Here is a 22,931-nt window from a genome sequence, read left to right on the forward strand (position 1 = left end):
CCCAGTCTCTCCCGAGCGTCCAACCGTCTCTCCGGCCCGTCTCCGCCGTTCCCAGCGTCCCAACAACCACCTCAGCAGCGCCGGTGAAGGGGTATTTACGGATTAGGTCTGGGACCTGCAACCCCCATTTTGAAAAAACTTCGCATTTCCGTTCGGTTTCTTCTCCACCTTAATAAAAACAATACGTTAGCTTCATAATTCGCCCCGAAAACTTGCTGAAAGGACGTTCACAGCAACGAAATGGACGACCTTTCAGCGGAATCATACCCAATGCTCGGTATACAGCCCTAAATCAGGCGAATGAAAACGCCGCCCGAGTCTCTTCGGGCGGCGCAATTTACTGCGATGGTCACAGGGTTACTTCAGATCAAAACGATCCGCATTCATCACCTTGTTCCAAGCCGAAACGAAATCGCAGACAAATTTGCCGCCTGCATCTTCCTGACCATAGACCTCGGCCAGTGCCCGCAATTGCGAATTCGACCCAAAGACCAGATCCGTGCGGGTGCCAGTCCATTTCACGTTACCGCTTGCGCGGTCGCGGCCTTCATAGACGCCGTCACCGGATGGCTTCCATTCGGTGCTCATATCCAAAAGGTTCACAAAGAAGTCGGTGCTGAGCGTGCCAACCCGGTCGGTGAACACCCCATGAGACGTGCCGCCGAAGTTTGCACCCAGTACACGCATCCCGCCAACCAGCGCCGTCATTTCAGGGGCCGACAGTGTCAGAAGTTGCGCCTTGTCTAACAACAGGGCCTCGGCCGGAATCGAGTATTCTTTGCGCAGGTAGTTACGGAAACCGTCCGCGATGGGTTCCATCACTGTGAAGGACTCGACATCCGTCTGCTCTTGCGAGGCATCGGTGCGACCCGGGGCGAAGGGCACATCTACGTCATGGCCTGCGGCCTTGGCGGCCTTTTCGATGGCTGCGGCGCCACCCAGGACGATGACATCCGCCAATGAGACCTTCTTGCCACCCGATTGTGCGTCATTAAACGCGGTCTGAACGCCTTCCAACGCATCCAGCGCCTTGGCCAGTTTCAGCGGTTCGTTGACCTCCCAATCCTTCTGCGGGGCCAGACGAACGCGCGCACCATTGGCGCCGCCACGCATGTCCGATCCACGGAAGGTCGAAGCCGAGGCCCATGCGGTCGAAACCAGATCCGATACCGACAGACCGGTAGCGAGAATCTTTGCTTTCAGATCTGCCACATCCGCGTCGTCGATCAGATCATGATCAACGGCCGGAACATTATCCTGCCACAACAGCTCTTCAGTGGGTGCTTCGACGCCCAGATAGCGCGAGCGGGGGCCCATGTCGCGATGGGTCAGTTTGAACCAGGCGCGGGCAAAGGCATCGGCGAACTCTTCGGGGTTTTCGTGGAAGCGCTTCGAGATCGGGCCATAGATCGGGTCCATGCGCATCGCCATGTCGGCGGTGGTCATCATGGTCTTGACCTTCTTGGACGGATCATGCGCCGCCGGGGCCATGTCTTCTTCCTTAACGCCGACCGGTTCCCAGATATAGGCACCCGAGGGGCTTTTGGTCAGGTTCCAGTCATAGCCGAAAAGTAGGTCGAAATAGCCATTGTCCCATTTGATCGGATTTGCGGTCCAAGCGCCTTCGATACCCGAGGTCGTGGTGTCATCGCCCTTGCCGCTGCCGAAATCGTTGATCCAGCCAAAACCCATAGCCTCGATCGGGGCGGCTTCGGGCTCGGGGCCAACAAGGCCGGGATCGCCTGCGCCGTGCGCCTTACCAAAGGTGTGGCCACCGGCGACCAGAGCCACAGTTTCCTCGTCGTTCATCGCCATCCGGCCAAAGGTGTCGCGGATGTCACGGCCTGATGCCAATACGTTCGGCTCACCATCCGGGCCTTCGGGGTTCACATAGATCAGACCCATCTGCACAGCGGCCAGCGGGTTCTCCAGATCTCGCTCGCCCGAATAACGGCTGTGCGGATTCTCGGTGGGGGCCAGCCAATCGGTCTCGGCACCCCAATAGATGTCTTCTTCGGGTGCCCAGATATCCTCGCGCCCACCAGAGAAGCCAAAGGTCTTGCCACCCATGGACTCAATGGCGCAGTTGCCCGCCAGAATATAGAGGTCGGCCCAAGAGATCTGGTTGCCGTATTTCTGTTTAATCGGCCACAGCAGGCGACGCGCCTTGTCCAGGTTGCCGTTGTCGGGCCAGCTGTTGAGCGGTGCGAAACGCTGATTGCCGGTCGAAGCACCGCCGCGGCCATCCGCCGTCCGGTAGGTGCCCGCGCTGTGCCACGCCATGCGGATGAACAAGCCGCCATAGTGACCATAATCCGCAGGCCACCAATCCTGCGAGTCGGTCATCAAAGCATAGAGATCCTCTTTCAACGCTTTCAGGTCGAGCTTCTTGAACTCTTCCGCGTAGTCGAACGCCTCACCCATCGGGTTCGAGGCGACCCCGTGCTGGTGCAGGATCGACAGGTTCAGCTGGTTCGGCCACCAATCCCGGTTGGTCCGGGCCTCGGCGCCATGCATCACCGGGCATTTGCCCATGTTAGGGGTATCACTTCCGTCCATATCGGTCTCCAGTCCTAGCTAGATGTGTGTGTCGCGCGGTTAACTCTGAATACGAGAAACAGGGGTCGTGAGTGTCTTTGCATCCTTTACTGGTCCGGGCACGTCGCTTGTTCGCAAGGGTCGGCCCTGACCTCATCTTGGAGAATAGCATTAACGACTCGTTCTTTCTGCTTGGCGTAGATTTAGCAACTCTGGGTGATGCATATAAGTTTTGTTTTTCGATGATATTAATAATTTAAAACTATTGCTCTTGAACGACCTCTATTCGCCGCAGCGTCACAATTGCGTTCCTGTGATTGCCCTTCACAGTGACCGTCATCGGCAGGGAGGTCAAAGCAAGATGCAATTCGACTATGTGATTGTCGGCGGCGGTTCGGCGGGCACTGTTCTGGCCAACCGCCTGAGCGCGAATCCACGAACCCGCGTTTGCCTGCTTGAGGCGGGCGGGCGCGGTGACAGCTTGATGGTGCGCATGCCCGCAGCAGTGGTGGGCATGCTGCCGGGTCGGCCCCGGATCAACAACTGGGCGTTTGAAACCACTCCACAACCCGGACTGAACGGGCGCAAAGGATACCAGCCGCGCGGACGCGCCCTTGGAGGCTCAAGCGCGATCAATGCGATGCTTTATGTCCGGGGCCAACGTCAGGATTATGACGGCTGGGCCGATCTGGGTTGCGAGGGCTGGGACTGGGACAGCGTGCTGCCTTATTTCAAACGCTCGGAAAACAATGAGCGCGGGGCGGACGATCTGCGTGGTGCGACAGGGCCGCTTCAGGTCTCAGACCAGAAAGAGGAACGCCCAATCACGCGCGCCTTCGTGGATGCCGCCACCCAAATGCAGCATCGCCGGACCGAGGATTTCAATAGGGGCGACAATGAAGGCGCGGGCCTCTATCAGGTCACTCAGTTTCACGACCCCGACCGCAATGGCGAGCGGTGCTCGGCCGCCGCCGCCTATCTGTTCCCGGTGATGAGGCGGCCCAATCTGACCGTCATCACAGGCGCGCACGTACAGCGGCTGCTGCTGGAGGGAAAACGCGCAACCGGTGTGCTGTATCGGAGGCGGGGTAAGGCGCGCAATCTGCAGGTGACCGCCACGCGAGAGGTTCTTGTCTGCGCCGGTGCTCTCAAATCGCCTCAGGTTTTGATGCTGTCGGGAATCGGCGACGCTGAGACCTTCTCGCGCCATGGAATCGCAGTTGCACATGATTTGCCGGGCGTGGGGCAGAACTTACAGGATCATCTGGACTTCACGATCTCCTACAAAACCAGAGACACCGACACATTCGGCATCGGTCCGGTCGGGGCATTGAAACTGCTTGGCCATCTCTGGCGTTGGCGAAAAGATGGAACGTCGATGGCGGCCACACCCTTCGCAGAGGGAGCCGCATTTCTGAAAACAACTCCGGATCTTGACCGACCTGATATTCAGCTGCATTTCACCATCGCCATGGTCGACGACCACGCGCGCAAATTGCATATGGGATATGGTTACAGTTGCCATGTCTGCAAGCTGAGACCTGAAAGCCGGGGCACCGTCTCGCTGAACAGTTCAGACCCGGAAGCACCGCCCGCCATCGATCCAAATTTCCTGTCCGACCCGCGCGACCTGGACACAATGATCAAGGGGGCACGTCTGACACGCGAAATCATGCAAGCCCCGGCGCTGGAGCCTTACCGTCACAAAGAGATGTTCGGCACCGATACCGCACAAAGCGACGCGGATTGGGAGCGCCATATCCGCGCGCGCGCTGATACGATCTATCACCCTGTCGGCACCTGCAAAATGGGTCTGGACGAACTGGCGGTTGTGACCCCAGACCTGCGCGTGCGTGGGATAGAAGGTCTGCGGGTGGTTGATGCATCGATCATGCCGACCCTGGTTTCAGGCAATACAAACGCGCCGACCATCATGATCGCGGAAAAGGCTGCGGACATGATTCTCTCGGTCGCATGACCAAACATGCGTTGAGGCGCCCCGCATAAAGCTCTACACCGCTACGTAATAAGCGGAGAGAGATATGCCGGCGCCGACAAATACTTTCAAACACGCCCTCAAGGATGGCCAGCTGCAGCTGGGGTGCTGGCTGGGCCTGGCCGATACATATGCTGCCGAGATCGCTGCAACCGCCAGTTTCGACTGGTTGCTGATTGACGGAGAGCACGCGCCGAATGACCTGCGTTCGATCCTCGGGCAGCTACAGATCGTTCAGGCCTCGGGTGCGCATGCGGCGGTTCGGTTGCCGGTGGGCGAAACCTGGATGATCAAGCAGGTGTTGGATGCGGGCGCACAGACACTGCTGATCCCGATGGTCGAAAGCGCTGAACAGGCGCGCGAACTGGTCCGCGCTGTGACCTACCCTCCCAACGGGACGCGTGGCGTGGGCTCGGCCCTTGCACGCGCCTCGAAATTCTCGGCCATTCCCGATTATCTGCAAACAGCGGATGAGCAGGTTTGCCTATTGGTTCAGGTTGAAAACCGTGCTGGACTTGCCGCGCTGGACGACATCCTTGCGGTCGAGGGCGTTGACGGCGTCTTTATCGGCCCCGCGGATCTGGCGGCCGATCTGGGCCATATCGGCAACGCGGATCACCCCGATGTAGACGCAGCCATCATGGATGCGCTCAGCCGGATCGTGAAGGCTAGCAAAGCCGCAGGCATCCTGACGCTTGATCCGACGATGCAGAAACGCTGCGCAGATATTGGCGTGACCTTTATGGCCACCGCAATTGATGTGGTTCTGTTTGCAAAAGCGATGCGGGCCGAAGCCAACGACGCACGCGCGCGTCTTCTGCCGGGCTAGTGACCGCTCACTTTCTTATAGAGCGCTGATTTATAGCCAAACGGAATCCCCAGAACGCCCACCAGCCAACCGGCGGTCCGGGCGATCTGGATCAGTCGCCGATCCGGCTGAAACGGGAAGAGCAGCATCAGCACCAACAGCGCGACAAGGCGGAACGGCGCGCTAAGGAATCCGACCATGGCGCGCGAAGGTTTCTGATCCAGCTTGCGGCGCATATGAGTGTTGGCCTGATCCCGCCCGCGCGCGGCCTGATACCAGAAAGACAGCCGAGCTGGGGGAATAGTCTCATAGACAAAGGCATCCGGCACCCAACCTACAGGCAAACCTGCGGCAACCGTCTCTGCATAAAACTTGGCGTCCGTGCCGCCGGTCATGCGCATCGCCTCGTCGAACCACAGGCCGGTTTCACTGAACAACCGCGTCTCACCCAACCAGTTATTGGTGACGATCGTCACTCCACCGGTATCGTTCAACGTGGCCTTCCTGGCAGCGGCGCGTTCCTTGTCGAGATACCGATTGCTGATGTTGCGCAACATCAGCCGTTGCAGCGCAGTCTCCGCACCTGACGGTCCCGCAGCCCGCAGCGGAGCCCCCAGCAGAACCGCCGAACTGATCCGGTACCCGGCGACCAGACGCTCCAGCCAGTCGGGCGCAACGACCTCATCGTCATCCACAAAGCAGAGCAGGTCAGACCCCTGCGCCAGCGCCTCACGCGCAGCGCGATTGCGGCCAAAGGGGATGCCAGGCTCGGTTTCCAACACATATTCAAGCGCAGCGCCATTGGGCAGTGTCGCTCCTGCCGCACGAACCGTGGCTTCACTGAAGGACGAGGCGTCATTCTCGACCACCAGACACCGGACTGAGCAATCGGGTGGCAGAGTCATTTCGCCCCAGCTTTGGATCAGTGCAGCCAACATCTCGGGACGCTGACGGGTCAGCGTCGACACGGTGATCTTCAAAGGGGCAGAGCGGTCATCCATCGAACCCCCTTACAACCCGCGACACTTTGTTGACAAGGTTCAGCGCTCAGCCGCAGCCGCATCCTGATGCTGCATCAACGACTCCAGCCCGACCCGGTAATTGGGATAAAGCAGTGAGATACCAAGCTCGGATTTGATCCGATCATTCCGAACCCGTTTGTTTTCATTGTAAAAACTCCGCGCCATCGGGGTCAGATCAGCCTCATCGAAGGACACAGCGGGCGGCATCGGCAGGCCCTGCAACTCGGCAGCATAGCCAATCACATCCTGCGGTGGGACGGGCTCATCATCACAGACATTGTAGATCGCCCCCGGATTAGGCTGCGCCATCGAGGCGATCAGAACCTGCGCAATGTCATCCACATGGATGCGAGAAAACACCTGCCCCGGTTTGATGATCCGCCGCAAGCCGCCGCGCTTGAGCTTCGAGAACGGCCCCCGACCCGGCCCGTAGATGCCCGCCAGCCGAAAAATGTGCAGCGACAGGTTCGGAATCTCAGCCCACTGATTCTCGGCCTGAACACGCCAGCGGCCCCGTTCAGCGGTGGGGGCCGTGGGCGTTGTCTCGTCCACCCACTCGCCCTGATGATCGCCATAAACCGCAGTGGTCGACAGATACCCAACCCATGTGAATTGCCCAGCGCGGGCAACGATCTCGTCCCGCAGTTGCGCCAGCACCGGGTCGCCCTCGGCGGTTGGCGCGGTCGAGATCAGCAGATGCGTCACACCATCCAGATCTGGCACCTCTCCCGGCCAAACATGCGGTTCGGCGCCCGTGGCCCGGATGACCTCAAGCTGGCTGGCATCTCGCGTGGTCCCGATGACGCGCCATGAGTTCGGGTCCATCTGTTTGGACGTGGCGCGGGCCGAATAGCCGTGACCAAAAGAGAGCAAACACTGTGTCATACCCCTTTGATGATCCGCCAAACGCAGGGATGCAAGCGCCGGATGGCCGCACTTGATTCGAATCCTCGGATGCGCATTCATTGATGTATGAGCGACAAAACCCCAGACCTGCACGCGGCCTACGCGTTGAAATCACCCGAAGACAACAAACGCCTCTACGCCGAATGGGCCGGGGATTATGATGACGGCTTTGCTGCGCGGGAAGATTATCAGCTACATATCCACACAGCCCGCGCCTTTGTCAGCGCCGGTGGGCAGGGTCCGGTTCTGGACGTCGGTGCCGGTACGGGGCTGTGTGGCGGTATTCTGGCCGGATTTGGCGTTGGCCCAATCGATGCCACCGATATCAGCGCCGAGATGCTGGACCAGGCCATGCGCAAGGATATCTATCGCGACGCGATCGAAGCTGATCTGAACGATGGTCTGCCGGTCCCGCGTGAGAGTTATGCCGGCGTCGTCTCTTCTGGGACCTTCACTCACGGTCATCTCGGCCCCGAGGTGCTGCCCGCCCTACTGCGCGTCGCCCGCCCGGGCGCTCAGTTCGCCCTGTCTATCAACGCAAAGCACTTTGAAACGATGGGATTTGCAGAGGCCCTCCGGGATCTGGAGGACAGTCAGATCAGCAATCTTTCACTGCCCGAAGTCCGGATCTACGGTGAGCTGGCAGCAGGCCCGAACAAAGACGACCGCGCGCTGATCGCCCTGTTCGAGACCTGCTGATCAGACCATAATTGGGTCATTCTCCCTCAGGTATACATCTGTTTCTTGTAGGCCCGTGTCCGCACCGTCGCCTCGGCCGACCCATCATGATAGGTGCCAAACCACTTATCGAACGGAATTTCGGAAGTACCATAGTTGCACTCGAAATAGCGGTGGTGCAGCTGGTGGAAGAAATCCCCCGCGCGGGCCGCCTCTGTTTCACCCGCTTTGAGTTTCTCGAACCCCGAATGGGACAGCACCGGGCTGATCTGCTGAAAATAGGCGTGGAACAGCAGATGCAGCGGGTGAGACGGCACAATCAGGTGGATGAAATAGGTGGTGAAGTAGAGCATGTTCTCGAACCAGTGGTTCGAAATGCCTGACCACGGTCCGATATTGACGTTGCGGTGATGCACGGCATGGACATGCTTATAGAGCTTCGGGTGATGTTCAAGCCGATGCACCCAATAGAAATGCAGACCGGACCACATGGGAATAAACAGCATCCAGATCACGAACCAGACGGGTGCAGCGGCCCATGTAACAACCGGTACATAGGCGTTGGCCATCGCCCAGTAGATGACCCATTGATAGACGGTCGCCACCGTCATGGCGCTGCCGAGTGTCCACCAGATGTTATCCCACACCTGATTGCGGAAGGTGAAAGTTCCGTTGTCGCGGGTCAGATCCCGTCGGTCGAACTTCTTGTACATGCCCTGTCCCTTGCGCATGTAAAGCCACCAATGCAGCCCACCTGCCACGAGGATTTGCGGTACCATGTTCAGCAGCCAGATGCGGAACATCCAGCCGGGTGCAAAGTTCTGCATTGTCTCTAACGCGGGGAAAAACGCGACATATGCAATGCTGGCCAGCACCATGCACAGGGTTAGCGAAGTCAATGGCAGCCAGGCCCCGCGATACCACCGCAAAACGGCCATGGGGCGCGGAGGCCAGCTGAACAGTGGATTCAGCCCAACCGGCCCTTCAGGGCGATAATTCCAACGCGCTGCTTCCGGGTCATGAACGTCGGTCATGGCAGATGCTCCTTGCAGAGTCTTCAGGTTGCGTAATCCGAGTCTTCGGCATCCAGAATGGCCTTAATCTCGCGCAGATGCGCCTCGGCCTGATCGGGATAATCATCCAGCTCCTGCGCGGTCTTCTCGGCGGTCTCGCCCGACAGGACGCGCAGAGGCTGGCCCGTCTGCAACGCGCGGATATAGGTTTCGGCGGCACGTTCAAAATAATAGAGTCTATTAAAGGCATCTGCCGGGCTGTCACCGATCACCAAAACGCCATGGTTCCCCATGATCATGACCTTCTTCTTAGGGTCCGACAGCATCGATGCGCAGCGCTCGCCCTCACTTTCAAACGCCAGCCCCCCGAACTCCTCATCGATGACATAGCGGTTATAGAAAGTGGCCGTGTTCTGATCGATCGGCGGCAAAGTGCTGTCCGCCAATGACGCCAGAACAGTGGCGAAGATAGAATGCACATGCATTACGCAACGCGCGTGAGGGCAATGACGATGAATCGACCCGTGCAGCCCCCAGGCGGTCGGATCTGGTGCGCCGGGTTGGTCCATAACTTCGTTGTCATTGGCATCCAACAGCAACAGATTGGACGCCTTGATCCTTGAAAAGTGCATCTGGTTGGCATTCATCAGGAACTGCGTGCCGTCTGGATTCACGGCCAGACTGAAGTGATTGGCCACGCCTTCGTGCATATTCAACCGCTCGGTCCAGCGAAAGGCGGCGGCCATGTCGACGCGTTCAGGCCAGTAATCCATGTTGGGGCGCAGGTTGGTCACGCTCATATCGTGCTCCTTGGGCGGAAGAGGTTTCAAAAAATGGTGCCTGCACCGCAAAAGTTTGACCAACGAAAAAAACACACCTATCTCATTAGCTAAACTAATGGCGAGGTTATACAGATGCAGAAACAACTTCCTCCGCTGGGATGGCTGCGCACATTCGAGGCGGCAGCCAGACATCTGTCCTTTACCGGCGCAGCGCGCGATCTGAACATGACGCAAAGCGCGGTCAGCCAACAGATCAAGTCGCTGGAGGGCTATCTGGGGCAGCCTTTGTTCCTGCGTCGTCCCCGCGCGCTGGAGCTGACCGAGGCGGGCATCACCTATCTGCCCGTTGTGCGCGAGGCCTTCCGTACGCTCGTGCGCGGCACACAAGCCGTGACGGGCGCACAGCAAAATGCAGTGCAGGTGCAAAGCAACATCAGCTTTGCGGTCAATTGGCTGTCGCCGCGACTGCCACGGTTTCGGGAACAGCATCCGGAGGTGCATCTGAACATATTCACTGAGCTGTGGGAGCCGCGCGAAATGGCAGAAGGCGCGGCAGTCGAGATTCGATATTCCCTGCGCCCCGCCGACACGGTTCGGACCGAGCTGTTGCGCACCGATCACTACTATCCGGTCTGCGCGCCCGATTTCGCCGTTACGTTGGAGGATCTTCAACAGCAGCCTTTGTTCGATTGCTCAAATTTGCTGTCAAACTGGGCGAGTTGGGCCGAAGAACAGAGTCTAATGTGGAAGAACCCACAGATCACCTATGCGACGACCTATCTGGTCAGCCTGTCGATCGCGATGGCAGGCGGCGGACTTTGTCTGGCACATGACACCATCGTCCGGCATCTGATCGAGCAAGGACGGTTGATCGCGCCTTTCGCTCACCGCGCCGAGATGCCCGAAGCGTATTACCTACTGTTGTCCCCTCAGGCCGAAGAGAACCCCGGGGCGACGGCGTTCGCCAACTGGGTACGCGCCGAGATCGAGGCGGATTTGCAGGATTGAGGCGGTGCCCTCCCGCCCATCGTCATGGCCCCTGTGGGGCCAATCCTCTGGTTGGGCGTGGCAGCGCTGACGCGCTGAGGGTAGCTCATCATGCAGGCATTATGATGATTTGATGATACCCCGCTGGCAGGGGTTGCACCTTCGGTCGCATTCGGGAAAGTTGGGCCATGGAATACAAGACTTTCCCCAGTTGGCCCGACACCGCCCCCCACCTTATTGCTGTGGCCTCAGGCCGCGAACCCGCCGATATGGTCATCCGTGGCGGGATCTGGGTGAACGTACATACGCGTGAACTGCTGCCGGATCATGACATAGCCATTGCCGCTGGACGTGTGGCTTATGTCGGACCCGACGCCTCTCATTGCACCGGGCCCGCCACTCAGATCATTGAGGCAAAAGGCCGTTATATGATCCCCGGATTGTGTGACGCGCATATGCATATCGAATCAGGGATGCTGACCCCAGCGGAATTTGCCCGCGCCGTGATCCCGCACGGCACGACCTCGATGTTTACCGATCCCCATGAGATCGCCAACGTGCTGGGGTTGGAGGGTGTACGGCTGATGCATGATGAAGCTTTGATGCAGCCCGTGAACATTTTCACCCAGATGCCATCCTGCGCGCCCTCGGCGCCGGGGCTTGAAACGACAGGCTATGAGATCACCGCCGAAGATGTGGCCGAGGCGATGTCCTGGCCCGGTATCATCGGGTTGGGCGAGATGATGAATTTTCCCGGTGTGATCAACGGCGACCCAAAGATGCTGGCTGAAATCGCGGCGACCCAAAGGGCGGGTAAAACCGTAGGCGGACACTATGCTTCGCCTGATTTAGGGTCTGATTTTGCTGCTTATGTGGCCGGAGGCCCCGCCGACGATCACGAATGCACCTGTGAAGCCGATGCCATTGCGCGGGTACGGCAAGGGATGCGCTCGATGATGCGATTGGGCTCGGCCTGGTATGACGTCGAAAGTCAGATTACCGCCGTCACCGAGAAGGGGCTGGACCCGCGCAACTTCATCTTGTGCACGGATGACTGCCATTCGGGCACTCTGGTCAATGACGGCCATATGAACCGCGTTGTGCGGCACGCGATTGCCTGCGGATGCGATCCTGTGGTCGCGCTGCAGATGGCGACCCTCAACACAGCGACTCATTTCGGGCTGGAGCGTGAGATTGGCTCTATCACCCCGGGGCGGCGCGCAGACGTGATCCTGACCTCAGATCTGACCGAGCTGCCCATCGAAACGGTGATCGCCCGGGGTCAGATCGTTGCGGAACAGGGCAAAGTCACCGTCGACTGCCCGCATCTCGACTGGCCGACAAATGCCCGCAACACAGTGCATCTGGGCCATACGCTGAGCGCCGCTGATTTTGAGATCACAGCACCTGCTGGCGCTAATCGTGTCAGGGCCAACGTCATCGGTGTGGTTGAAAATCAGGCGCCGACGCAGGCGTTGAAATCGGAACTGCCGATCATCGGCGGTCTGGTCGAAGGGGAAGGCGACGTCTGTCAGATCGCGTTGGTTGAACGACATCGCGCCACGGGCGGTGTGACCAACGCCTTTGTCTCGGGGTTCGGGTATCAGGGGCGTATGGCCATGGCATCGACCGTTGCGCATGACAGTCACCATATGATTGTCGTGGGGACCGACCGCGAACAAATGGCGCTGGCCGCCAATCGGCTGGCAGAAGTTGGCGGCGGCATCACGATCTTCCGCGATTGTGAGGAGTTGGCGCTGGTGGAGTTGCCCATTGCCGGGCTGATGTCTGATAGCCCGGCGGCCGAAGTGGCCGCCAAAGCGCAAAAGATGGTCGAGGCGATGCAGGCCTGTGGCTGTCAGTTGAACAACGCATATATGCAGCACTCGCTTCTGGCCCTAGTCGTAATCCCCGAATTGCGGATCTCGGACCTTGGGCTGGTGGATGTGCGCACATTCGAAAAGATTGATCTTCTGGAACCTCTTGCATGACCGTTCTCAATTCACCCGACGTCCCAAAGCCCGAGCAATTCGCCGATCCAGCTGCTGCGGTAGCGCGTTTGGAAATGCTCTATGAACAGGCCACGACCTACCTCTGCAATAGCTTTGCCGAAGCGATGAAAAACGGTACGCCTACCGATCGATTCAGAGCCTATTATCCGGAAATTCGCATCAAAACCTCGTCCTACGCTCAGGTCGATAGCCGCCTGAGCTTTGGTCACGTGTCGGAACCCGGCATACATACAACAACCGTGACCCGACCGGATCTGTTCCGGTCCTACCTGACCCAGCAGATCGCGCTGCTGATCAGAAACCACGATCAGCCAGTCACGATCGGAGCCTCTGACACACCGATCCCGGTTCATTTTGCCGTTGCCAGCAATCCAGATTTGCATGTTCCACATCAGGGTGCCGCAGGTTTCACCCTGCGCGATGTGTTTGACGTGCCAGATCTGACGACGACCAATGATGATATCGTCAACGGTGTATATGACCACGACGATGACATCGGTCCTTTGGCTCTCTTTACTGCCCAGCGCGTCGATTATTCATTGTCTCGGCTATCTCATTACACCGCCACCGATCCCAGCCATTTTCAGAACCATGTTCTGTTCACCAACTACCAGTTCTACGTCTCGGAATTCGAGAACTACGCTCGTACTCAACTCGCTGATCCGAACAGCGGCTACACCAGCTTTGTCTCAACCGGGAATGTCGAGATCACCGACGCAAACGCCCCGATTGAGCAGCCGCTGAAACTGCCACAGATGCCCACCTATCATCTGAAACGCGCCGATGGATCGGGCATTACGCTGGTGAATATCGGCGTCGGGCCGTCGAATGCAAAAACTGCCACCGACCACATCGCTGTTTTGCGCCCCCACGCCTGGCTGATGGTTGGGCATTGCGCCGGATTGCGCAACACGCAGGCCTTGGGTGATTTCGTATTGGCCCATGCTTATCTGCGCGAGGACAAAGTGCTGGACGACGATCTGCCGGTCTGGGTGCCGATCCCGCCGCTGGCTGAGGTTCAGGTCGCACTTGAACAAGCCGTCGCCGAGGTGACCAAACTGGAAGGGTATGAGCTGAAACGGATCATGCGCACCGGCACCGTCGCTTCGGTCGACAACCGCAACTGGGAACTGCGGGACCAGTCAGGACCGGTACAAAGGCTCAGCCAGTCGAGGGCCATCGCACTGGATATGGAAAGCGCAACGATTGCCGCAAATGGTTATCGCTTCCGCGTACCTTACGGAACCTTGCTGTGTGTGTCGGATAAGCCGTTGCATGGCGAATTAAAGCTTCCCGGCATGGCCTCGGCGTTCTATACCACCCAAGTCAGTCGTCATCTGGCCATCGGAATTCGGGCAATGGAACATCTGCGCGGAATGCCGTTGGAGCGTCTGCACAGCCGGAAATTGCGTTCCTTCGACGAAACGGCCTTTCTCTGAAGCAAAAAAGCAACGATTTCCCCATATTTTTAGGGTTTTCAGCGCTACTATTCGTTGTGTTCATCCACAATATCCCGTTACAGTTACGCGGTGAGGCCCAAATTATCGGGCACGTTAAGGAGACCAAGAAATGGCAAAGCCTATGACAAAGACTCAGCTGGTTGCTGCTCTCGCTGAGGAAATGGGAACTGACAAGAAATCCGCGAATGCTGCGCTGGAGGCCATGACCGGCCTGATCACCCGCGAAGTTTCGGCCGGTGGCGCCGTCACCCTGCCCGGCGTTGGCAAAATCTACTGCCGCGAGCGCCCCGAGCGCATGGTGCGCAACCCCGCCACCGGCGAGCAGTTCAAGAAAGAAGCCGACAAAGTGGTCAAGATGACCATCGCGAAGGCTCTGAAGGACAGCGTCAACGGCTAATCCGCCGCTGACAGATCGCAAGATCGAAGGGGTCGCCATCGGGCGGCCCCTTTTCCTTGCGGTTGATGCAAAAACCAGTGAAAGTCGCCCGGATTTCATCAGGAGGCCGAAATGGATCTGCGCGCCATTGCCATGGGGCTTGTGTTTGCCCTGATCTGGTCCTCGGCCTTTACCTCGGCCCGGATCATTGTGGCTGATGCATCGCCCCTGTTTTCGCTCGCGCTGCGATTTCTGATTTCCGGGTTGATTGGCGTAGCGATTGCACGGGCCATGGGGCAGAGCTGGCGTCTGACCCGACCGCAATGGCGCGCAACCATTTTGTTCGGAATCTGCCAAAATGCCCTGTATTTGGGTCTGAATTTCTATGCGATGCAAACCGTCGAAGCCTCGGTGGCGGCAATTATCGCATCAACCATGCCCCTGCTGGTCGCGCTGGCCGGGTGGTTGCTGCTGAGTGAGCGGTTGCGCCCATTAGGTATCCTCGGGTTACTGGCAGGCTTTGTCGGAGTTGCGCTGATCATGAGCAGCCGGATCAGCGCCGGCGTTGATCTGTTCGGTGTGTTCCTTTGCGGGATCGGAGCACTGGCGCTGACCTTCGCCACACTGGCAGTGCGGGGGGCGACCTCGGGCGGGAACTTCATGATGGTGGTCGGTCTGCAAATGCTTGTGGGCTCAGCAGCACTGTTCCTCGCCGCCCCAGTGTTCGAGACGATCTATATCCATCCTACACTGCCGTTTGTACTGGCATTTACCTATACGACCCTGTTCCCTGGCCTTCTGGCCACTCTGATCTGGTTCCTGCTGCTGGATCGCATCGGCCCGATCCGGGCTGCAACGTTCCACTTTCTGAACCCCGTCTTCGGTGTTGCCATCGCAGCAATGCTCTTGGGCGAGAATCTCGGCCCGCTGGATCTGCTTGGAGTCGGCATCACCACATTGGGCATTCTTGCGGTGCAGCTGTCGCGGCAACCCGCTCAGCGCAGCAAAGCTTCAATCTGATTGATCAGTTTCGACGCATTGGGCTTGGTGCCCGATCCATAGGTGGCGACAACAGTGCCCTGCGGGCCGATGAGAATCTTATTGAAGTTCCAGCTGGGTACAAAACCCACCTCAGCTGCGACCTCTTTGTAGAACGGGTGAGCATTGGGGCCTTTGACCTCGGTAATATCGGTCATCGGCAGCGTCAGATTATAGTTGAACTCACAGAACTCCTTGACCTCTACAGTCGTTTCCAACTCCTGATTGAAGGAATTCGACGGAACCGCCAGAACCACCAATCCACGATCCTCGTAAGCCTCATGCAGGTCCTGCAGGGCAGAGTACTGCCCGGTAAACCCGCAAAGGGACGCGGTGTTGACCACAAGCACAGGCTGCCCGCGCCAGTCTTCCAATGACAACTTTCCTCCATCGATCGAGGAGAACTCGGCAGTCAGCGGTGCGGCCTGCACCACCTTTGCCAGCAAAATCAGAGCCGTCAACAGAGCCATCCGAATCATCTTTTTACCTCCTCTTGCACAAGATACGCGATCTGCGGCGGTTTGGATCATCTGCACAGACCCGCGAGCAGACTGAAATATGATTTTGATTTTCCCGCGGATGTGCCCAAATAGTACACCACTAACAAAATACCGGAGGAGCCATGTCCCGCTATACCAAGGACCCCCAGGCCATCGCCGCCCTGTCACCGGAAGAGTTTCATGTGACCCAGCGCAGCGGGACCGAGCGCCCGGGCACCGGCAAACTGTTGAACAACAAGGAACCGGGTATCTATGTGGATATCGTCTCGGGTGAGCCTTTGTTTGCGTCCACCCATAAGTACGAATCCGGTTGTGGCTGGCCAAGCTTCACCAAGCCCATCGTCCATGAACATGTCGAAGAATTGGAAGACCGCACCTTGGGCATGATCCGGACCGAAGTACGCTCGAAACATGGGGACAGCCATCTGGGCCACGTGTTCCCCGATGGCCCTCGCGAACATGGTGGGCTACGGTATTGCATCAATTCCGCCTCGCTGCGGTTCATCCATCGCGACGAGATGGAGGCCGAAGGGTACGGCGAATTCCTAATCCATGTGGAGGAAATCTGATGACCGATCAACGCGCCGTTCTGGCCGGAGGCTGCTTTTGGGGCATGCAGGACCTTATCCGCAAACTGCCGGGCGTGTCCCGCACCCGCGTCGGCTATACCGGTGGTGATGTGCCCAACGCCACCTATCGCAACCATGGCACCCATGCCGAGGGAATTGAGATCTGGTTCGACCCGACCCGGATTACCTATCGCGATCTGCTGGAGTTCTTCTTCCAGATTCACGATCCCACCACGCCTAACCGTCAGGGCAATGACCGCGGGATGAGCTATCGCTCGGCCATTTATTACGTGGATGATGCACAGAAACAGGTGGCCGAAGACACGATTGCCGATGTGAATGCCAGCGGCATCTGGCCCGGCAAGGTCGTGACCGAGGTCGAACCGGTTGGTGATTTCTGGGAGGCCGAGCCCGAGCATCAGGATTACCTGGAGCGTATCCCCAACGGCTATACCTGCCATTTCCCACGCCCGGATTGGGTACTGCCAAAGCGATCCAGCGCAGCAGAGTAAGGACTCCGGTAGCCCCGCGCGGGGCTACCCGACCGCCACCCGAGGTCTTCCACTGGCTTCGACGGTAATCAGCGCTTCGACGAACACCTCCTGCGCCTCGATCTTGGCGGTACGGATGTCGCGTTCGACGCTCACGCGGATATCTTCAGCGCCCGCTTCGCGCACCGCGCCTTCAGCCTCACCGCGCAACACGTCTTCAAGCAACTTCAGGGCAGTATTCGAGTCCGAGAAATCCTGCGGCCCTTCTTCCAGATGCACCCGATAGCGGCCTTCAGCCGGAGATGTAACGGACCCGGTCCGCCGCAGAGTCAAGCGCCCGACAACCGCACCGATAGCATTTGCAACACCGGCATGTTCGGGTAGCACCATCTTGCAATGCAGCCGCTCTCCGACCGCTGGATAATAACTGGGGGCCGAGGCCCCAAGACCCACCACATCCACATTCAACGCCGTATCCAGCGCCACTAGCCCACGATGCTTTGCCAACCCGCGCTGCGTCAGCACATGCCGCGCCAGATCTTTAGCTGGCAATCCGAGTCCATCGCTTTCTTCGGCAAAAGCAGTCTCTAACAAGGTCAAAGCGGTCTGTTCTGTCAGTTGATCTACAATGATCTGCGCCAATGCTTCAGCCGATAGTTCCAGGCGATCTCCCGACCCAACACGCTTGCGCGCAACCAGTTCCAACGCCTTGAGCGCAGCCGAGCGATCCCAATCCTCAAGCCGTCCCAGAACATGGCTGGCATCCGATGGCGTGACGCCCGAAACCTGCACTATTCCGCGATCCACCAAACGGTTCAGAGCCCCATGCTCCATACGTGTCTGCAACAGATTGCCGAGGGGCACGACATCATTCCCCAGGCGGTCCAGCAATACGGATTCGCGCGGCCCCACTCCTTCGGCGGGAATGCCCGGCACCCGGCGGGCAAACCGAGTGTCGTGCTCGCCTACCGTCGTGGTCCGTAGCTGCTCATCCAGTGCAGCATGCACCACATCCGGAGCCTCGGATGCGATCAGCGACACTGGCAGCACCCGGCGCGGCCCAAGGAAGACACCACCGCCCAGGCCCTCGGTCACCACATGCACCTGACTGTCACCACCAAGACCATGGGTGCGCATCGCCACCGCCTCGACCATGGTCCGAAAACCGCCCACCTGCGCGCCAGCAGGGTCGATGGCTGGTTTCCCATCCCGGATCAGCGCCACATCGGTTGTGGTGCCTCCGATATCTGACACCAGTGCATTCTCAGCCTCGGTCAACCAGCGCGCGCCTACAATCGAGGCCGCGGGGCCGCTCAGAATCGTCTCAATCGGTCGCTCCCGCGCTTGCTCGGCGCTCATCAGCGCACCATCCCCGCGCACAACCATCATCGGAGCAGTAATGCCCTGTGCACGCAGTTGATCCTGCGCCCGTCCGATCAGCCGGTCGATCATGCCGATCAACCGCGCATTCAGCACAGCCGTCACCGCCCGCTTCGGTCCGTTCAACTTGGCCGACAGATGGTGAGAGCATGTCACGGGAACACCCGTACGCTCAGAAATTACGCGTGCGACCTCCAGTTCATGCGCCGGATTTCTGGTGGCGAACTGCGCCGCGACCGCATAGCCAGAGATGCCCGTATGTGAATCTAAAAAAGCCTCTAACGCCGGAATGTCCAATTCCGCAGCCTGACCACCTGCATGATTGTGTCCACCAGCCAGAACCAAAGCTGGGTCACCTTTCAATGCATCGCGCAGCCCGTGCTTTTCCAGATCGCTTTCCCGGAACCCGACATAGATCAGTGCTACGCGTCCACCCTGCCCCTCGACCAGAGCATTTGTGGCCAATGTGGTCGATAACGACGCCATGCCGATCTGATCGGGCGCAACCCCAGCCGTCTCAAGCACCGCAGAAACCGCCCGACCAACGCCAATGGCCAGATCCGCCCGCGTGGTCAGGGATTTGGCCGAGGCAATCACCTCGCTCTCATCCCGGATCAGCACTGCGTCCGTATAGGTTCCGCCCGTGTCTACCCCCAAAGCCAGCGCCATCGGGTCCTCCATCTGTTCGCCAGAATCGGGTGTAGCGTTTTCCTGCGGCGCGTCCAGCCCGTTTACGACAACTGAGACACCGCCCAGCGCGCAGCGTCAGCCACGGTTGGATCGGGATCATCGGTCAGTCCTTGGGCAATATGCCTCAACGCGGGTTGAGAGGAATTTCCGATCGCGTAAAGCACGTTCCGCACAAACCGATCCCGCCCAATCCGTTTGATTGGCGACCCCGAGAACTTCGCCCGAAACGCCGCATCGTCCAGCATCGCCAGTTCCGCCAGCGGTGGCGCGTTCAAATCTTCACGCGCCGCATAGCGAAAGTCGCTCGCCGCGACCGCAAACTTGTTCCAGGGGCACGCGGCCAGACAATCATCACAGCCATATATCCGATTCCCCAACAGCGCCCGTAAATCCTCATCTACCGGGCCCTTATGCTCGATGGTCAGATACGAGATACAACGGCGCGCATCCAACTGATAGGGCGCCGGGAAGGCATCAGTTGGACAGGCTGTCAAACAGGCCCGGCACGATCCGCAGTGATCAACCTCAGCGCCATCCACGGGCAAATCCAATGTGGTGAAAACAGACCCTAAAAAGGCCCAATTCCCCCAATCCTGACTGACTAGATTCGTATGCTTGCCCTGCCAGCCCAACCCGGCAGCCTGCCCCAGTGCTTTCTCTGGCACCGGCGCGGTATCCACAAAGACCTTAACCTCGCCGCCTGCTTCGGCAATCAACCAACGCGCCAGGCGCTTCAGGCGTTTCTTGACCAGATCATGATAATCCTTGTTTTGTGCATAGACCGAGATCGCGCCCAGCTCAGGATGCGCCAACACCTCAGTCGGATCATGAGCGGGCGTATAACTCTCAGCCAGCATGATCACCGACCGCGCCTCTGGCCACAGCACAGATGGATCGCCGCGCCAATGACTACGCTCGGCCATCCAGCCCATCTGCCCATGATACCCGGCCTCCAGAAAAGCAGCCAACCGCTCAGGTACCTGTGGTACATCCCATGGACGACACACTCGACAAGCGACAAACCCCTCAGACAGGGCTTGCTCCACCAACCGCTCCTTCAGCTCCGATCCGCTCTTCATCTGGCCAAAAATACCTTCGGGGCCAGGGACAGACAGCCCCGGTCCTATCCTGAATATCAGAAATCCAAATCAGCGTAATGCGGAGGCGGCCGGAATCCCGGAACCTGATCCGCCAGAATCGAACGGAAAGCCGGACGGGACTTGATCTTGGCGTACCAATCCTTCACCGCGGAACTCCGGTTCCAGTCCACGTCCGAAATATAATCCAACGCCGACAAATGCGCCGCAGCGGCAAAATCGGCCAATGTCATCTGATCCCCGGCCAGCCAGCGGCGATGGTCCAGCAGCCAGGCCATGTAATCCAGATGGTACTTGATCGCCCGCGCCCCCTCCTTGACGTTCTTGCTGTCCGGATAGCCCTGCCCCGTCACCTTCTTGTTCACCCGCTCATAAAGCAGTTTTGAAGTGACCTCGTGATGGAACTTGTCATCAAACCATCCCACCAAACGCCGCACTTCATACCGCGCTTCGGGTTTCTTGGGCATCAGAGGCGGCTCGGGGCGGGTCTCTTCGATATATTCACAGATCGCCGCACTCTCGGCCATGATCTGACCGTCGAGCCGCAGCACCGGAATTTTCCCCGCCGGATTGCGACGCAGGAAATCCGGGTCCTGCTCCCAGTATCGTTCTTCGACCAGCTCAACCTCGATCTTCTTTTCGGCCAGAGACAGGCGAACTTTGCGGCAATAGGGTGAGAGGGGAACGTGAAACAGACGCGCCATGGACTTCCATTCGAACCAGTAGAATACGCCTCAAGCTTTAGCCGTTGAGGGGGCGAGGTTTCAATCCTCGAAACAATCGGCGCGTCCATCTGCGCGGATGGTGGCCGCTCCATCAAGGATCGAAGCCGCGCGTCGCCGGGTTCGGACCGACGGGTCCGTCACCGAGCGGTTGCGTGGAGACGGCAGGATCGCTGCCAGCCGCGCCGCCTGCACGGGGGACATCTTGTCGGCGCTGACGCCATAGTATTTCTGTGCGGCTGCCTCGACGCCAAAGACACCCTGTCCGGTTTCAGCGACATTCAGATAAACTTCAAGGATGCGCTGCTTGCTCCAGATCAGCTCAACGACCGGAGTCATCGAGGTCTCCAGTGCCTTGCGCACCCAGCTACGTCCCTGCCACAGGAACACGTTCTTCACCACTTGTTGCGTGATTGTTGAGGCCCCGCGATTGCCGCCGTCTTCTAACGCGTCTCTGATCGCTTCAACGTCAAACCCCCAATGCAGGCAGAAGTTGGCGTCTTCGGCCGCGACGACCGACCGTGCCATGACAGGCGCGATCTCATCGATCGGCACCCATTCACGCTCGATCTTGCCCAGCCGCCGCCATTCGGACCAGATGGTGTGTGTGACGGGCGGATTCACGACCGAATAGAGCAGCACCAAAGCCGCAAAAACCACCGACATGGCCAGAACGGCGCGCAAAGCCCAGCGCCGGATCCACACGATCGCGCCTGATATACTGTTTGTCTTAGTCGCCTGCTTTTTCTTACCGCCTGTCTTGCGGCCTGCTTTTTTTGCCATGCCCTGCTATACGCCGCGACCAGCGTATTTGAAACGGATTATTTCGCCATCAGGCGCGCATCGCGCGGTCGGATCACCGGGCGTGCGGTCTTGGCCGCAACCGCCCCACGGGCTTGCAACTCGGGGAATAATGCAAGGACTTCGGCTTGCGTGTCACGTTCTGATTGCGAGACCGCATGGGCGGGATAATAGCTTTCGCTCTTGGCGCCGTTGGCAAATATGATCTCATGACGCCGGAACAGCAGGTGGATATATTCCACCTTTCCGCCTTCAACACGGGTCACAGTGGTCCCGTTCACCAGACAATGGGCAGCGATCAACACCTCGGCATGGCCAAAAAGATAGGGCGCGCGCCAATCATCGATCAGCATCCGGTGCTGCGGTGACACCAGCAGCGGACTCGTCAGCCCGAACAAACCGGCCTTGAAGCGGATCGGAGCGAATTTTCCATCGGCTTCCACGACCGTGCGTCCCACCCAAAGAAGAGGTTTTGGACCGCTGTCGGCGGTTGTCACCAGATCACCGGGTTCGAGATCTTCAATCAAACGCGGTCCATCGGGAGTGTCGATCAAAGTGCCTGGTGTGAAACAGGGCGGGCCAAGATCACCATTGTTGATGTCGACCGAACCAAAGGAGCCGCCGTTGTCGCTGAAATCGGTCACAGACGAGGATACAAATGTACCCTGCTGGAGTACCGATCCATCGGTTGGCGTGAATACCTCTCGTCCATCGGCCAGATAGAAGGTGACGCCGGTATAAGTGACCTGAGTTCCATCTGGCAGCTCGATTGTCACCATATCGTTGAAATACGAGGCGGTAATATCCACCCCATCCACCGAGTCGCCATTCAGCCGGTTGATCAGATCATTGTCATTCTGGTCGATGATCTCGAAACTTTGCACAGTCAGAGTGGAGCCCACCACCGTGCCATTCGCCCCGGGGTTTGCCGGGTCGAGCAAAAAGAACTGATCTGTATAACTAGTGGGCATGTAACAACTCCACTTCACTCATATCTGTCGGAACGCAGAATGCCCGCAATTCCAGAACAAACTATGTCCAAAGCTAGGTGTTTTTCGCCAATGC

The 22,931-nt window shown here is 58.6% G+C and carries 21 protein-coding genes; 10 read left to right on the top strand and 11 right to left on the bottom strand.

What is annotated here, in order from left to right; all coding sequences use genetic code 11:
- Positions 1-357: 357 nt before the first annotated feature.
- Positions 358-2,559 (bottom strand): catalase/peroxidase HPI, encoded by a 2,202-nt coding sequence (gene katG / locus ACR0AZ_RS19200; RefSeq protein WP_480660586.1) that lies wholly within the window; start codon positions 2,557-2,559, stop codon positions 358-360.
- A 340-nt stretch (positions 2,560-2,899) separates the two neighbouring features.
- Between katG and ACR0AZ_RS19205 the strand changes: the two genes are divergently transcribed.
- Entirely contained in the window at positions 2,900-4,516 is a 1,617-nt protein-coding gene (locus tag ACR0AZ_RS19205; RefSeq protein ID WP_480471228.1) for a GMC family oxidoreductase, read from the top strand.
- Positions 4,517-4,580: 64 nt separating this feature from the next.
- On the top strand, positions 4,581-5,363 hold the full coding sequence (locus ACR0AZ_RS19210; RefSeq protein ID WP_480471229.1) for an aldolase/citrate lyase family protein: 783 nt from the start codon (positions 4,581-4,583) through the stop codon (positions 5,361-5,363).
- On the opposite strand, the gene ACR0AZ_RS19215 is transcribed toward ACR0AZ_RS19210, so the two are convergent.
- Together ACR0AZ_RS19215 and ACR0AZ_RS19220 are read right to left on the bottom strand one after the other, a co-directional pair.
- Positions 5,360-6,343 carry a glycosyltransferase gene (locus ACR0AZ_RS19215; protein WP_480471230.1) on the bottom strand — a complete coding sequence of 328 codons (984 nt, stop codon included), beginning with the start codon at positions 6,341-6,343 and terminating at the stop codon, positions 5,360-5,362. The genes ACR0AZ_RS19210 and ACR0AZ_RS19215 overlap by 4 nt on opposite strands.
- A 39-nt stretch (positions 6,344-6,382) precedes the next feature.
- On the bottom strand, positions 6,383-7,249 hold the full coding sequence (locus ACR0AZ_RS19220) for an SDR family oxidoreductase (RefSeq protein WP_480471231.1): 867 nt from the start codon (positions 7,247-7,249) through the stop codon (positions 6,383-6,385).
- Positions 7,250-7,336: 87 nt separating this feature from the next.
- Here ACR0AZ_RS19220 and ACR0AZ_RS19225 point away from each other — a divergent pair, with 87 nt between their 5' ends.
- Positions 7,337-7,969, top strand: a complete 633-nt coding sequence (locus tag ACR0AZ_RS19225) for a class I SAM-dependent DNA methyltransferase (protein WP_480471232.1) — start codon at positions 7,337-7,339, stop codon at positions 7,967-7,969.
- A 26-nt stretch (positions 7,970-7,995) separates the two neighbouring features.
- Here the strand turns inward: ACR0AZ_RS19225 and ACR0AZ_RS19230 are convergent, their stop codons facing one another.
- Both ACR0AZ_RS19230 and ACR0AZ_RS19235 read right to left on the bottom strand, forming a co-directional pair.
- The gene (locus ACR0AZ_RS19230) at positions 7,996-8,982 is read right to left on the bottom strand and encodes a sterol desaturase family protein (RefSeq protein ID WP_480668077.1); all 987 of its coding nucleotides are present in this window, start codon (positions 8,980-8,982) and stop codon (positions 7,996-7,998) included.
- A 23-nt stretch (positions 8,983-9,005) separates the two neighbouring features.
- Positions 9,006-9,761: a class II aldolase and adducin N-terminal domain-containing protein gene (locus ACR0AZ_RS19235; RefSeq protein WP_480471234.1), complete on the bottom strand. Its 756-nt coding sequence runs from the start codon at positions 9,759-9,761 to the stop codon at positions 9,006-9,008.
- A gap of 114 nt (positions 9,762-9,875) precedes the next feature.
- Here ACR0AZ_RS19235 and ACR0AZ_RS19240 point away from each other — a divergent pair, with 114 nt between their 5' ends.
- From ACR0AZ_RS19240 to ACR0AZ_RS19260, 5 genes are all read left to right on the top strand, one after another.
- On the top strand, positions 9,876-10,751 hold the full coding sequence (locus ACR0AZ_RS19240; protein WP_480471235.1) for a LysR family transcriptional regulator: 876 nt from the start codon (positions 9,876-9,878) through the stop codon (positions 10,749-10,751).
- Between the two features lie 167 nt (positions 10,752-10,918).
- Positions 10,919-12,721, top strand: coding sequence for an adenine deaminase (gene ade, locus ACR0AZ_RS19245; RefSeq protein ID WP_480668078.1), 1,803 nt, complete (start codon positions 10,919-10,921; stop codon positions 12,719-12,721).
- The gene (locus tag ACR0AZ_RS19250) at positions 12,718-14,181 is read left to right on the top strand and encodes an AMP nucleosidase (protein WP_480668079.1); all 1,464 of its coding nucleotides are present in this window, start codon (positions 12,718-12,720) and stop codon (positions 14,179-14,181) included. The genes ade and ACR0AZ_RS19250 overlap by 4 nt, the downstream gene beginning before the upstream one ends.
- A gap of 130 nt (positions 14,182-14,311) precedes the next feature.
- Entirely contained in the window at positions 14,312-14,599 is a 288-nt protein-coding gene (locus tag ACR0AZ_RS19255; RefSeq protein WP_010442901.1) for an HU family DNA-binding protein, read from the top strand.
- 111 nt (positions 14,600-14,710) lie between these two features.
- Positions 14,711-15,598: a DMT family transporter gene (locus ACR0AZ_RS19260; RefSeq protein ID WP_480471238.1), complete on the top strand. Its 888-nt coding sequence runs from the start codon at positions 14,711-14,713 to the stop codon at positions 15,596-15,598.
- On the opposite strand, the gene ACR0AZ_RS19265 is transcribed toward ACR0AZ_RS19260, so the two are convergent.
- A complete protein-coding gene (locus ACR0AZ_RS19265; RefSeq protein ID WP_480471239.1) occupies positions 15,574-16,095 on the bottom strand; it encodes a glutathione peroxidase in 522 nt (173 codons plus the stop codon). The genes ACR0AZ_RS19260 and ACR0AZ_RS19265 overlap by 25 nt on opposite strands.
- Positions 16,096-16,238: 143 nt before the next feature.
- Here ACR0AZ_RS19265 and msrB point away from each other — a divergent pair, with 143 nt between their 5' ends.
- The gene (gene msrB, locus ACR0AZ_RS19270) at positions 16,239-16,685 is read left to right on the top strand and encodes a peptide-methionine (R)-S-oxide reductase MsrB (protein ID WP_480668080.1); all 447 of its coding nucleotides are present in this window, start codon (positions 16,239-16,241) and stop codon (positions 16,683-16,685) included.
- Positions 16,685-17,197 (top strand): peptide-methionine (S)-S-oxide reductase MsrA, encoded by a 513-nt coding sequence (gene msrA / locus ACR0AZ_RS19275; protein ID WP_480471241.1) that lies wholly within the window; start codon positions 16,685-16,687, stop codon positions 17,195-17,197. Before msrB ends, msrA begins: the two co-directional genes overlap by 1 nt.
- Positions 17,198-17,221: 24 nt before the next feature.
- Here msrA and ACR0AZ_RS19280 read toward each other — a convergent pair whose 3' ends face one another.
- The 5 genes from ACR0AZ_RS19280 to ACR0AZ_RS19300 all read right to left on the bottom strand — a co-directional run bounded on the left by ACR0AZ_RS19280 (position 17,222) and on the right by ACR0AZ_RS19300 (position 22,837).
- On the bottom strand, positions 17,222-19,225 hold the full coding sequence (locus ACR0AZ_RS19280) for a hydantoinase/oxoprolinase family protein (RefSeq protein WP_480471934.1): 2,004 nt from the start codon (positions 19,223-19,225) through the stop codon (positions 17,222-17,224).
- A gap of 62 nt (positions 19,226-19,287) precedes the next feature.
- A complete protein-coding gene (queG, locus tag ACR0AZ_RS19285) occupies positions 19,288-20,325 on the bottom strand; it encodes a tRNA epoxyqueuosine(34) reductase QueG (RefSeq protein WP_480471242.1) in 1,038 nt (345 codons plus the stop codon).
- A 56-nt stretch (positions 20,326-20,381) separates the two neighbouring features.
- Positions 20,382-21,047 carry an FtsZ-binding protein FzlA gene (gene fzlA / locus ACR0AZ_RS19290; protein ID WP_480471243.1) on the bottom strand — a complete coding sequence of 222 codons (666 nt, stop codon included), beginning with the start codon at positions 21,045-21,047 and terminating at the stop codon, positions 20,382-20,384.
- Positions 21,048-21,107: 60 nt separating this feature from the next.
- Entirely contained in the window at positions 21,108-21,848 is a 741-nt protein-coding gene (gene mtgA / locus ACR0AZ_RS19295) for a monofunctional biosynthetic peptidoglycan transglycosylase (protein WP_480471244.1), read from the bottom strand.
- A 38-nt stretch (positions 21,849-21,886) separates the two neighbouring features.
- The gene (locus ACR0AZ_RS19300; protein WP_480668081.1) at positions 21,887-22,837 is read right to left on the bottom strand and encodes a Hint domain-containing protein; all 951 of its coding nucleotides are present in this window, start codon (positions 22,835-22,837) and stop codon (positions 21,887-21,889) included.
- Between the last annotated feature and the right edge of the window lie 94 nt (positions 22,838-22,931).

It is taken from the genome of Ruegeria sp. BE3 (assembly GCF_056538865.1).